The organism is Flavobacterium galactosi (assembly GCF_048158585.1).
Taxonomy (GTDB): domain Bacteria; phylum Bacteroidota; class Bacteroidia; order Flavobacteriales; family Flavobacteriaceae; genus Flavobacterium; species Flavobacterium galactosi.
The window spans coordinates 442,798-455,202 of sequence record NZ_JBLNKV010000003.1; the positions used below are offsets into that span (position 1 = coordinate 442,798).

The 12,405-nt window shown below is 32.7% G+C and carries 15 protein-coding genes; 5 read left to right on the top strand and 10 right to left on the bottom strand.

The window, feature by feature from the left end:
• Positions 1 to 106: 106 nt before the first annotated feature.
• From ACM55M_RS08705 to ACM55M_RS08720, 4 genes are all read left to right on the top strand, one after another.
• Complete coding sequence (locus tag ACM55M_RS08705) at positions 107 to 1,006, top strand: NifU family protein (protein ID WP_416857178.1); 900 nt, start codon at positions 107 to 109, stop codon at positions 1,004 to 1,006.
• A 122-nt stretch (positions 1,007 to 1,128) separates the two neighbouring features.
• On the top strand, positions 1,129 to 1,329 hold the full coding sequence (locus ACM55M_RS08710; protein WP_416857180.1) for a dodecin family protein: 201 nt from the start codon (positions 1,129 to 1,131) through the stop codon (positions 1,327 to 1,329).
• A gap of 301 nt (positions 1,330 to 1,630) precedes the next feature.
• Entirely contained in the window at positions 1,631 to 2,140 is a 510-nt protein-coding gene (locus tag ACM55M_RS08715; RefSeq protein ID WP_416857181.1) for a YtxH domain-containing protein, read from the top strand.
• A gap of 82 nt (positions 2,141 to 2,222) precedes the next feature.
• A complete protein-coding gene (locus ACM55M_RS08720; protein WP_416857183.1) occupies positions 2,223 to 3,050 on the top strand; it encodes a mechanosensitive ion channel family protein in 828 nt (275 codons plus the stop codon).
• An 8-nt stretch (positions 3,051 to 3,058) separates the two neighbouring features.
• Here the strand turns inward: ACM55M_RS08720 and tsaB are convergent, their stop codons facing one another.
• From tsaB to ACM55M_RS08735, 3 genes are all read right to left on the bottom strand, one after another.
• A complete protein-coding gene (gene tsaB, locus ACM55M_RS08725; RefSeq protein ID WP_416857184.1) occupies positions 3,059 to 3,727 on the bottom strand; it encodes a tRNA (adenosine(37)-N6)-threonylcarbamoyltransferase complex dimerization subunit type 1 TsaB in 669 nt (222 codons plus the stop codon).
• Positions 3,728 to 3,809: 82 nt separating this feature from the next.
• Positions 3,810 to 5,114, bottom strand: coding sequence for an efflux RND transporter periplasmic adaptor subunit (locus ACM55M_RS08730; RefSeq protein ID WP_416857185.1), 1,305 nt, complete (start codon positions 5,112 to 5,114; stop codon positions 3,810 to 3,812).
• A gap of 6 nt (positions 5,115 to 5,120) precedes the next feature.
• Positions 5,121 to 6,524 (bottom strand): TolC family protein, encoded by a 1,404-nt coding sequence (locus tag ACM55M_RS08735; protein ID WP_416857186.1) that lies wholly within the window; start codon positions 6,522 to 6,524, stop codon positions 5,121 to 5,123.
• Between the two features lie 227 nt (positions 6,525 to 6,751).
• Between ACM55M_RS08735 and ACM55M_RS08740 the strand changes: the two genes are divergently transcribed.
• A complete protein-coding gene (locus tag ACM55M_RS08740) occupies positions 6,752 to 8,161 on the top strand; it encodes a DUF4403 family protein (protein ID WP_416857188.1) in 1,410 nt (469 codons plus the stop codon).
• An 8-nt stretch (positions 8,162 to 8,169) separates the two neighbouring features.
• On the opposite strand, the gene ACM55M_RS08745 is transcribed toward ACM55M_RS08740, so the two are convergent.
• The 7 genes from ACM55M_RS08745 to ACM55M_RS08775 form a co-directional block, all read right to left on the bottom strand.
• Positions 8,170 to 8,421 (bottom strand): hypothetical protein, encoded by a 252-nt coding sequence (locus ACM55M_RS08745; protein WP_416857190.1) that lies wholly within the window; start codon positions 8,419 to 8,421, stop codon positions 8,170 to 8,172.
• A 7-nt stretch (positions 8,422 to 8,428) separates the two neighbouring features.
• Positions 8,429 to 9,013 carry a DUF420 domain-containing protein gene (locus ACM55M_RS08750; RefSeq protein ID WP_416857192.1) on the bottom strand — a complete coding sequence of 195 codons (585 nt, stop codon included), beginning with the start codon at positions 9,011 to 9,013 and terminating at the stop codon, positions 8,429 to 8,431.
• 1 nt (position 9,014) lies between these two features.
• Positions 9,015 to 9,701 (bottom strand): SCO family protein, encoded by a 687-nt coding sequence (locus tag ACM55M_RS08755; RefSeq protein ID WP_416857193.1) that lies wholly within the window; start codon positions 9,699 to 9,701, stop codon positions 9,015 to 9,017.
• A 12-nt stretch (positions 9,702 to 9,713) separates the two neighbouring features.
• On the bottom strand, positions 9,714 to 10,355 hold the full coding sequence (locus ACM55M_RS08760) for a hypothetical protein (protein WP_416857194.1): 642 nt from the start codon (positions 10,353 to 10,355) through the stop codon (positions 9,714 to 9,716).
• Between the two features lie 75 nt (positions 10,356 to 10,430).
• Positions 10,431 to 10,781 (bottom strand): cytochrome C oxidase subunit IV family protein, encoded by a 351-nt coding sequence (locus ACM55M_RS08765; protein WP_416857195.1) that lies wholly within the window; start codon positions 10,779 to 10,781, stop codon positions 10,431 to 10,433.
• 16 nt (positions 10,782 to 10,797) lie between these two features.
• On the bottom strand, positions 10,798 to 11,775 hold the full coding sequence (locus tag ACM55M_RS08770; protein ID WP_416857196.1) for a cytochrome c oxidase subunit 3: 978 nt from the start codon (positions 11,773 to 11,775) through the stop codon (positions 10,798 to 10,800).
• A gap of 42 nt (positions 11,776 to 11,817) precedes the next feature.
• Complete coding sequence (locus ACM55M_RS08775; RefSeq protein WP_416857198.1) at positions 11,818 to 12,405, bottom strand: cytochrome c oxidase subunit 3; 588 nt, start codon at positions 12,403 to 12,405, stop codon at positions 11,818 to 11,820.

Here is a 12,405-nt window from a genome sequence, read left to right on the forward strand (position 1 = left end):
TATACCTTGTTAATAACTAAATTATTGTTAATTTATTTTATTAAAATTCAAATATAGCTATTCGTGGAAAATAACTTTACTAAATTTGTAAAAATTTACTAAGATCATGACAAAAATTAGCATAAAAGAAACACAAAACCCAACGATATTAAAATTTGAATTTGCAGATTTTATTACTCAAAATGAAAGTTTTGAATTCAAAAATATTGATGAGGCTAAATCTTCACCACTTGCCCAACAACTATTTTATTTACCATTTGTAAAAACAATTTACATCTCTGGAAACTTCATCGCTATCGAAAAATATAGCATTGTGGAATGGGAAGATGTAAAAGATGCTGTGGCAGAACAAATAGAGAAATTTGTAAACGATGGCGGAATAATCATTACCCCAGACGAAAACAAAACAAAAAAACAACCTATAACAGTTTACGGAGAAACAACTCCTAATCCAGCAGCTTTAAAATTTGTGGTGAGCCGGATGTTGACCAAAAATGCAATTGAATTCAAAAACATTGATCAAACTGCTGCTTCGCCATTGGCAAAAGAACTATTCAAATTTCCATATGTAAAAGAAGTTTTCATCGACGAAAACTACATCTCCGTAACCAAATATGAAATCAATGAATGGCAGGAAATCACCTTAGAAATAAGAAGTTTCATCAAGCAATATATTGAAAATGGAGGAACTGTTTTAGATGAAAATTTCATTGAAGCCGTAACAGCTGAAGAAAACACTAAAGCAAAAGAATTTGACAATCTGGATGTCACTTCACAACAAATCATCAACATATTAGAGGAATATGTAAAACCAGCTGTACAAGCTGACGGAGGTAATATTGCATTTGACTCTTATAACGAAGCTGACAAAACCGTAAAAGTAATCCTTCAAGGAGCTTGCAGCGGTTGCCCATCTTCAACATTTACTTTAAAAAGCGGTATCGAAAACATGTTGAAAAGCATGTTGAACGATGAAGGAATTAAAGTGGAAGCAATAAACGCATAAACAAACTAAAAAAACACACAATTAATTGATAATGTTATAGTTGCATAAAATAATTACCGTTTTAAATAGAAATTTTAAATAAAAATAGGTACATTTAATCTTTAACTTAACAAATAGAAATTATGTCAGTATTAAAAGTAATTGAAGTGCTTTCCAGTTCAGATATAAGTTGGGAAGATACAGCTCGAAAAGGAGTTGCCAAGGCGGCTAAATCCGTAAAACACATCCGTTCTGTATACATTAAAGACCATAGTGCAGCCGTAAGTGGAGGAGAAATTACAGAATATAGAGTCAACCTAAAATTAACTTTCGAACTCGAATAGATTAATTTGACCCAATTAATTTAAGCGTTTCATTTGAGACGCTTTTTTTATTTATAATTTATTTTTAGGATTCCCGATATCCTTCCAATCTTTTCACTGCTACTATTTCCACAAAAATAAACAAACTTAAAATCCTCTCTTTTTAGCTTCCCAATATAAAAATGACGAAACGCTTTTTCCGTTTGTCATAACCAAACTTATTTAGCGCCAAACACTGATTTTCAGCAAATTATTAACGGTTTAATAAAGCGTTCTTAGAAAAAATTGCTTAATATTGTAAGTCTAATCAAATATAAACAACATGGGACTATCTTCATTTTTAAAAAATTTGTTTGGCTCAGCCAAAGAAACAGCCAGTGAATTAGCAGACAAAGCCGAAACAACTTTTGAACATGCTAAAGAAACCGCAGCACCTTACATTCAAAAGGCGGAAACATTTGCAGAAGAAAAATTTGATAAAGCAAAAGAAGCTGCCGCACCAATTTTAGAAAAAGTAGAGACATTTGCCGAGGACACTTTTGATAAAGTAAAAGAAACTGCTGCGCCAATTATAGCTAAAGTAGAAGATTTTACGGGTCATGCTAAAGATACAACAAGTGATGCTTTAGGAAAAGCAGCAGAAAGCATAAAAGAAAAAACTGAAGTAACCGCTGACAAAGTTGAAGATGCGGCCAGTAAAACCAAAGCAGTAGTTTCGGAAAATGCTGAAACTATTTCTAAAAAAACAAACGCATTGGCTAATGATGCCGATTCAGAAGCTACTGAAATTGCCAAAAAAACCATAAATAAAACAGAAGAAGACGCCGATTAATTTAAAGAAAAATAATTTATTTGTATTTTTGCGCTTCAAACCTAAACCTTCTCTTTTGAGAGGGTTTTTTATTATTTAAAAAATGATCCTTAATCCTAATCAATTAACTGGTTACGCAGACACTTTCATCAAAGAATTGATTGACTATTCCCCTAAAGTAATTTCAGCCTTTATTATTTTATTTGTCGGCCTTTACTCCATTCGGCTTATCAATAGAATCATTAGAAAAACAATGGTAAAAAGAGATTTGGATCCTACCTTGACCACCTTTTTGGCTGATGTTTTACTTTGGGTTTTAAGAGTATTATTATTTGTAGCTGTCATTTCAAAACTAGGAGTAGAAAGTTCCTCTTTTGTTGCCATTCTTGGTGCAATGGGGCTAGCCGTTGGGTTATCGCTTCAAGGCTCCTTGTCAAATTTTGCAGGGGGAATGCTAATTATAATGTTCAAACCTTTTAAAGTAGGACATACCATTGAGGCACAGGGTAATATTGGAACCGTTAGCGAAATCCAAATATTTGTGACCAAATTAATCAACGGGAACAATCAAACTATTTTTATTCCAAACGGGGCTTTATCCAATGGGACAATTATCAATTATTCCTTGCAAGGATTTAGGAGAGCCGATTTAACGATTGCCATTTCTTACGATACCGATATTAAAAAGGCAAAAGACATTATTACCGCTGTTTTAAATAGTAACCCCAAAATACTAAAAACGCCAGTTGCCGAAGTTTCCGTAAAGAATTTGACTGACAATGCCATCCAACTTGCGGTTAGACCATGGGCAAATAATGAAGATTTTGGCGAAGTCTTCTCTCAAACTTTAGAAAGCTGTAAAGTAGCATTTGATACTGCCGATATTATAATTCAGCCTTATGTTAGAGAATCATCCAATGCTAATTCTTAATAAACATATTATTTTTTTGAGGTAGTAATCATAAAATCTTTCAGATAATATGGTTCAAAATAAGCGACATCTACCGTGTCTTTTATTTTGAATTTTTCAAAACTTAACAAACTCATCTCTTTGGCTGAAGGGTATTTGATAGCGTCCAAGAAAACAAAATTATCTTTGGTTAAAACTGTTTTGCACTTCTCGGCACAATCTCCCACAAAATAAAGTGTCTCCAGTAAATCTTCAAATGAATTTTCAGTTATAATTTGGGCTAAAGTTCCTCTTTTATTTTCAAAATTAGGTGTAAAAATGGCGCTGTACACTTCCATTCTTCTAGCATCAATCATTGGAATAATCAAGCCATTTGAAACTTTAACCTGAGAAGCTAACGTTTTCAGGGTATCAACAGCAATCAAAGGAATGTCTAAAGCGAAACACAGCCCTTTTGCGGCAGAAACTCCTATTCGTAATCCGGTATAAGATCCAGGGCCCTGACTTACCGCAACAGCAACTAAATCTTTGAACGTAATCCCGGCTTCCTGTATAATTTCTTCAATAAAAACATGTAATCGTTCGGCGTGAGAATACCCTTCTTCTGCTATTTCTTTGCACAGAATTGTTTTTCCTTCTTTTGCAAGAGCAACAGAACAGTTTTTTGTAGCGGTTTCGATGTTAAGTATGTAATCCAATTTTATTTTTATTTTAACGTGAAAATCACAACCCTAAAATAAAATTTACAATTGTGATTTTCAAATATATGTACTTTATGTATTATTTCTTGCTTTCTTCTTTATCTTTTTCTGTTTTTAGTGTTACTTTATCTCCAGAATTAAGTTCTTTCGAAACTGTAGTGTACGGTCCTGTAATAACTACATCACCTTTTTTAAGTCCAGTCAAAACTTCAATGTTAGTATCATCCTGAATTCCAGTTTTAATGATTCTTATTTTGGCTTTATCACCTACTTTTACAAAAACACATTCCAATTTCTTATCACTTTTAGGTGTTGCTTTTTTCTCATCGGATTGAGGATCCTCAATTTTTATTTCCTTCACTGCAGTGGTATCTGATTTTACTACAACGGAACTAATTGGCACAGACAATACATTCTTTTTTGTTTTGGTAATAATATCAACTGTTGCGGTCATTCCAGGTCTGAAAGGAGAATACGTGTCTGGTTTCCCTTCTAATAAATCCTGATAGGATTCTTTAAGTATTCTAATTTTTACTTTAAAATTAGTTACTTGATCCGCCGTCAAAGAAGAACTAGCCGAGTTAGAAATACTGGTAACAATTCCTTTAAACTGTTTTTTCAAATAAGCATCAACTTCAACTTTTGCTTCATCACCTACTTTTATTTTTACAATATCATTTTCATTTACATCAACTTCAACCTCCATATTATTCAAGTTGGCAACTCTCAACAATTCTGTTCCAGCCATTTGTTGCGTTCCCAAAACACGCTCGCCAAGTTCTACATTAAGCACCGAAATGGTTCCATCGGCAGGTGCATAAATAATTGTTCGTCCTAGGTTATCTTGAGCTTCATTTACCGAAGCGGAAGCACTTTTTACATTAAAATAGGCCGTTTGTTTGGTCGCTTTTGCAACTTCAAAAGAAGCAATTGATTTATCCCAATCAGATCTGGAAATAATTCCTTTATCGAATAACGTTTTATTTCTGTCATAACTTGCTTTAGCTTCTTTAAAAGAGGCATCCGCCTGACTCAAACCTGCTTTAGTTCCAGACAAATTAGCAACTGTTCTATTTAATCCCGAAGTATATAAATCCGGATTTATCTTTACTAATAAATCACCTTTTTTGACTACTTGTCCTTCTTTTACAGGTAATGAAATAATTTCTCCTGAAACCATTGAGGATATTTTCACTTCAATTTCAGGCTGAATTTTCCCCGTAGCAGAAACAGTTTCAACTATTGTAGTAGCGTCAACTTGAACTATTTCGACTTCTTTACCTTTATCTTTATTTCCAATAATTCCTTTTTTCGAAAGGACTATCAATACTGCAATAACAACTACTGCACTACCAATTAAGATATAAATCGTTTTTTTTGACATAATAATCTAGTTTTTAATGATTGGAATTCCAAAATAGAATTCTAAAATTTTAATTTTAAAAATGTAATCGTATTTTGTTCTAAGAACCTCTGATTGTGCATTAGTAAGTAACGTTTGTGATTGGTTGAAATCAAAAGAATTCATCAATCCCACTGCATATTTTTCTTTTGCATAATTATAAGCTTCTTGTCTTGATTCTAATGCTATAATGGAAGATTCATGAGCATTCAAAGCTCCTTTCGCATCTGTAAAGGCTGTAAAAACATTTCTTTGCAGGTCCAAATCCTGTTGTTCTAATGCAATTTTTGATTTTTCTAAACTTACTTTAGAACGCTCCACATTATTTCTTGCTGAAAACCCATTAAAAATTGGAACAGACAATTGCGCCCCAAAAGATTGTCCTTTGTTGTTACTAAATTGATCCCAAAATGGCAATGCATTTCCTAAAACGGGAGAAAAATTATTTTGCAAAACATTTTGATTTGTCCCCTCTACATACCCAACTACAGATGTAGGATTTGATGTATTCGGCTGAACACCTATAATTCTGTCACTATAAGCAACTCTGGAACTAAAACTATAGAATCCTTGCAGCGTCGGTTGAAAAGCCCCTTTTGCAATAGCAACATTCTTCTCCGCTATCTCCAAATTGGTTTTGGCAATTTTCAATTCGATTTTATTTTCTTTTGCCTTATCGTAGATTGCTGCTGGAGTTTGTGCTAAAATATTGTTTTCATCTTTAGCATTAGTATCATCAATGATATCAAAACGCTCAAATTCTTTTAATTGCAATAACTGAGCTAAACTCAATTTTGAAATCAACAAAGCATTCTCAGCTGAAATTACATTTTGATTATTAGACGCTACAGTCGCTTTTATATCCAATAAATCTCCACGAGGAATTGATCCTGCATTGACTAATTCTTCTGAACGTGAATATTGTTTTTGATTGATCCCTAATTGTTCCTGTTGCACTTTTAAATTCTCTTTATTAAAAAGAATCTGTAAAAAAGCATTGGCAACATTTAGCGCTACATCTTCCTGCATTTTTTGTAATTGATATTTTGCGGCTACTATCGAAAGATTGGCTTTGCGAAGTGTATTTTGATTTTGCAAGCCTTTATAAATATCAATCCCAATATTTGCTCCTGCAGAAGTAAACTGAGTTGTTTTATTTTGTAAAAGTCCTGTTGTAATATCCTGATTCAATCCAATATTCCAAGAATGGGAGGCATTCGCATTTAAAGAAGGAAGAAAATTTCCTATTGCCCCTTTTTTATCAATTGCAGCCGTTTTGGAATCTAATTCGGTTTGCTTGATTGAAATATTGTTTTGTATCGCATATTTCACACATTCTTCCAAGGTCCACTTTTTAGATTGTGCCTGAATGGTAATGCTAAAAACTAACATTAGAATTAAACTAAGAAAACTTCTTTTTCCCATATATTTCGAATAAAAGTGCAGTATCACTGCTAAACAAATTTAAGTTTTTCTATTAAAGAACTTAGAAATATTATAAAATAATTCACAACAGAATCCGTTATAAAAACAATTAGACTTTGAAAATTAGCATTTGTTACAAAAAATACTAAAAATATATTTGTTTTGTTAATTTTGCTCTTTTAAACTAAAACAAAATGCTAAAATCCTTTTCAATCTTATTGATTATCCTTCTTATCGTGTTGATTTCCGGTTGTTCCACTTCTCAAAAAATAGCTACATTAAAACCGGAACCCGATGATGCTATTCCCTTAGTTTACGAAAACATTCCCTCTTTTATTAATTTGCCGATTAGCATAAAACTAAAAGATATTGAAAACCAAACGAACTCCATCTTAAACGGATTAATCTATGAAGACAACATTATTGAAGATGATGACATAGAAATGAAAGTTTGGAAACAAGCACCAATTACGATTACAAATGACAAAGGAGTTGCTGGAGATAAAATAAAAACTATTTTACCGCTGAAGGCTATTGTAAAATATAGAATTGGCACAAAAAAAATGGGTGTTGAATTTTATGACACACGAGAATTCAATCTGGACGGCGTGGTGACTTTAATAAGTGAAACCGGATTGATTAACTGGAAACTAAACACTAAAACCGAACTAAAATCATTAGACTGGAACGAAAGCCCAACGATGTCCATTTTTGGAAAAAATGTGCCTGTAACTTACCTGATTAATCCTGGGATCAAACTTTTTAAATCTAAAATTGAAAAAAAAATTGACGATGCTATAGCAAAAGCTATGGATTTCAAACCTAATGTTCTTTCCGCATTAGAAAAAATTTGTACCCCTTTTCAAATGAATGAAGAATATCAAAGCTGGCTTCGTATTGTTCCAATTGAAATCTATTCTACTACTGCCAAACTAAAAAACGATACTTTTTTGCTAAACATGGGTATGAAATGTACTATGGAAACATTGATAGGCAAGAAACCCGAATCAAAATTTGACAAAAACAAAATTGTTTTAAAACCCGTCATAAAAATTCCAGAAGAAATAACCGCAAATATTGTTGCCGTTTCTCCTTATGACGAAGCTTCAAAAATAATGACTACCAATTTCTCCGGACAGGAATTTGGATCTGGAAGTAAGAAAGTTAAAGTTCAAAACGTAGCTATTTGGCACAAGAACGGCAAAATGATAATTGCCTTAGATGTATTGGGATCTGTAAACGGAACCATTTATCTGGCAGGTTTCCCACAATATAATGACAAAACGAAAGAAGTGTTTTTTGACAAATTAGATTATGCCTTGGACACAAAGAACAAATTAATGCGAACAGCTAATTGGTTGGCTCAAGGATTGGTCTTAAGAAAAATTCAGCAAAGTTGTCGCTATTCGATTAAACCAAATTTAGACGAAGGCAAAAAAAGCATGATGAATTATTTGAAAAATTATTCACCAATGCCAGGTGTTTTTGTAAACGGGAAAATGGAGGATATTCAATTCCAAAAAATAGAACTAACCAATCAGGCAATCATTGCTTTTATAAAAGTAAAAGGAACCGTAAATGTATCGGTTGACGGTTTAAAATAATTATGGATCTACTTTGATTTATTCTTTCTCATGCGATAAACAGCATAACCAATAGCTCCAACCAGAAGATAAGGTATAACCATTAAGTAAACAATTCCGTCATTTACTGCCGCTGCTTTAGCTTTATTCCCTTCGCCAGATAATGCGGCACGACACATGGCACATTGGGCATTTACGGGTAAGTATAAGAAGAAAGAAATCAGAAGAAAGAAACTAGTCTTTACAAATCTTGAAAACCGTATCGCTAACATCTTTTTCATTTTATCTTTATTGAACATAATATGGTGAAATCATTAAGTAAACAACAACCCCAGTAACTGCAACGTACAACCAAATTGGGAATGTTATTTTGGCAATTTTTTTATGCTTATCAAATCTACGGGCTAAAGCTCGAACATATGTTACTAAAACAAGTGGAATAATAACAATCGATAAAATAATGTGTGTAATCAAAATTAAAAAATAAACCAGTCTTAAATTGCCCACATTCAATTTTTCAGCAACGTCTATTTCACCATCATGATTGCTATCTCCAAAAATAGTGGAATCGGCCGTCATATGATACGCAACATACATAACTAAAAAGGCAATAGAACAAGCAATTGCAGATTTCATTAAATTTTCATGAAGCACTCTTTTTCCATTTTTAATCGCCAAGACTGCCGAAACCAATAAAACAGCTGTAACGCCATTAATAGTAGCATATATTGAAGGTAAGAAACGCAAAGGGGCAACATGGATACCAAAATCTTTCAGTTTCACTTTGAAAAGTATAGCTACAGCCACTGGTATAAGTACAGATAGGGTAATAATCCATTTACTATATTTTTTTTCAATCGATTTGTCTTCCATTTTAATCTTTTAATAAAATATTAATATCTTGTTGAATGTCTCTAACCCCTTTTTTATCTAATCCGTCGTAATATAAAATTGGATTGCCAAAGTCATCTTTTCTGCAACGGATAGTACCGTTTTTATCTACCAAGGCAAACAATCCGGAATGCTCAAAACCACCACTCACCTTACTGTTTTCCCCAACATAAAGATTAAACCCTTTATTGGCAATGTTAAAAATATAATCCTTTTCTCCCGTCAGGAAATTCCAATTAGACGATTTAACTCCTAATAATTTAGCATGTGCTTTTAGAACTGCCGGAGTATCATGAGCCGGATCGATAGTAATCGAAACAATTCCAAAGTTAGGATTTCCAAAGAAAGTCTTCTCAATAGCCAACATGCTCAAATTCATTTTTGGACAAATTGAAGGACAGGTTGTAAAGAAAAATTCTAAAACATACACTTTCCCTTTATAGGTTTCATTACTAATTTTTTTATTATCCTGATTTACTAATTCAAATTTTGGAGCAGGACCGATTTTCACTAATTTATCATCATCATTTTTTGTTGCGTCAACTTTATCCAAACGATCTCCTTTTACAATATCGTTATTTTGTATTCTATCAATTATTTTGGGCACGGCATAAATCCCAAAAAGTAAAATAATAAAGGAGATTCCTATGTATGATTTATTTTTAAGCATAAATTCTCAGAATTAAAGTTCTTTTGTAGCGTTATGATTTTTTTTAAGTGCGGCACGATATTCGTACAAAATAACTTTAAAATCATCTAGCATTTCATTACTTAAATCAGCAGGATGAAATGTATTATACCCTTCCTTATACTCTTTCTTTTCTTTTCTCCCTCTCAGATTTCGTTCTTTATCTACAATATAAACATTTGGAGTACCTAAATTTTTATCCAGATTTCCAACAAGTTTAAGTTGATCATAATACGTTTCGATTTCTTGAGGAGAAGCAAAAACAAAATGCCATTGGCTCACATCAGTAAAAGCACCCAGAGCATCGACTACCTTTTTTGTATCGCCTTCAGTGCCTAAAGGGCAAAGCACAACAAATTGCAAATCCTTGAAAGTATGGTATCGTTGGTATATTTTTTCATTTAGATTAAAAAAATTACCTCTGTTTTTTAAAATTTCAGAACCCGAAAACCCTAAAATGGTTATTTTATTATTCAAACTGACTTTTTCCCCGTTTAAGGATTTCCATTCTCCAAAATCAGCAATTTTAGGTGTAATAACAGGCAACTTCGTAAAACTATTAATACCGGATGCAAAAAAAAGATAAGCAACAATAGGTAAAACAAAAAGGACAAAAAGGACGATATTCTTTTTCATTACAATGATAAAATTTAAAGTACAAAAATAAAAAAAGGCACGCAATGCGTACCCTTTTTTTGAATTAATATCTTGTTAAAAATTCCATTTAATCGTAGAATTCTTAAAAACCTCATAAATATAATTCCCTTCAGTCAAAAGAATGAAAAGCAAATATAATATTAAAAAAATTACTGGTAAAACAACTGCATTTTTTAGCGTACTTTTCTCCCCTTCCATGTGCATGAAAGCCCATACAATATAATATGCTTTTACAAGTGTTAAGATTATAAACAACCAGTTTAGTAAACTCATTGCCATAAAGCTATTCATGTGAAGAACATCTGGTTTAATAATTCCAAAAATTACCTCAACAATTGTTATTACAGATAAGAGACCAAAAACTGTCCAAATCCTTTTTGTATTAGAAACATGTTCGTGTGACATAATGATAAATCTAAAATTAAACTAAGTAGAAAAACGTAAATACAAATACCCAAACTAAATCGACAAAGTGCCAGTATAACCCCACTTTTTCAACCATTTCATAACTTCCTCTTTTCTCATAAGTCCCTACAAGAACATTAAAAAATATAATGATATTAATAATGATCCCTGAAAATACGTGAAAACCGTGAAACCCTGTGATAAAGAAAAAGAAATCAGCAAATAACTTACTTCCGTATTCATTGTGCGTTAAATTAGCTCCTTCGATCACTAAACTAGCTTGACTTAATCTTAATTCTGAATCTTTTCTCGAAAGAACAGTTTTCTGCTTTTCAGCTGTAATCGTTTCAGTTCTTATCAAAAGATCAGGATGTGCTTTGAAACCTGCTTGAACTTCAGCAACTGAATAAGATGCCAATGAAGACTCATCCATAAACCACTTCCCTTTGCTTCTTGTCAATTGTTCTCTTTCTTCCGGTAAGGTTGCAGCAAAATCAGCAAGTGCTACACGGTGTCCTTCTTTATCAACAAACTGAAGTAAGCTACCTCCTTTTGTCTCAACAGCACCATATTCCCCTTTTATGAAATTTTTCCATTCCCATGCTTGTGAACCAACGAAGATCATACCTCCAATGATTGTTAAAAACATGTAAAGAACCACTTTATCTTTTTTCATTTGATGACCCGCATCAACAGCCAAAACCATTGTCACAGATGAAAAAATCAAAATAAACGTCATTAATGCTACATAATACATCGGAGCAGATACCCCGTGCATGAATGGAAAGTGAGTAAACACTTCATCGGCCAATGGCCATGTCTCAATAAATTTAAATCTAGAAAATCCATAAGCTGCTAGAAATCCAGAGAATGTTAAGGCATCCGATACGATAAAAAACCACATCATCAATTTGCCATAACTTGCTCCCATTGGCTCATTGCCGCCTCCCCAAGTTTTTTCTTCACTATTTGCAGTAGTAACTGTCGCTTCCATATAAGTTATTCGTTAAAAAGTTCCCAAATTTACGTTTTTTTATTATTTAAAGAAATATAAAAATAAAAATAAATAAACCCATAGAAAATCAAGAAAGTGCCAATACATCGCACCTAGTTCAATTCCAAGAGTTTGAGTTGAATTGTATTTTTGTTTAAAATGATTATAAATTATAATTAGCAGTGAAATTAGCCCCCCAGCAAGGTGAGCCAAGTGTACAACGGTTACAATATACAAAAAAGTTGTTGTTATTGAACTCTCACTTCCTGTAAAATAATACCCATTTGACACTATTTGACCAAAGCCTGCGAATTGCAAAATCACAAATAAAATTCCTAATGCTAAGGTAGACAAAAGAAATATAGTTGTTCCTTTTTGATTGTCTTTTTGAATTGCTTTTTTTGCTAAATGAAAAGTAACGCTACAACCAATGATTGCAACGGTACTATAATAAAAAGCAGTTGGTAATTGAAAATCCTTCAACCAATCGGCTCTCGATTTACTCACTACAAAAGCACTAGTAAGTCCTGCAAACATCATCGTCATGCTAACCATCGCAAACAGCAGTATCAACTTGTATGACCGGGCTGTTCTTGATTTATGTTCGTCTGTTGTCATTGTAATTTCCAT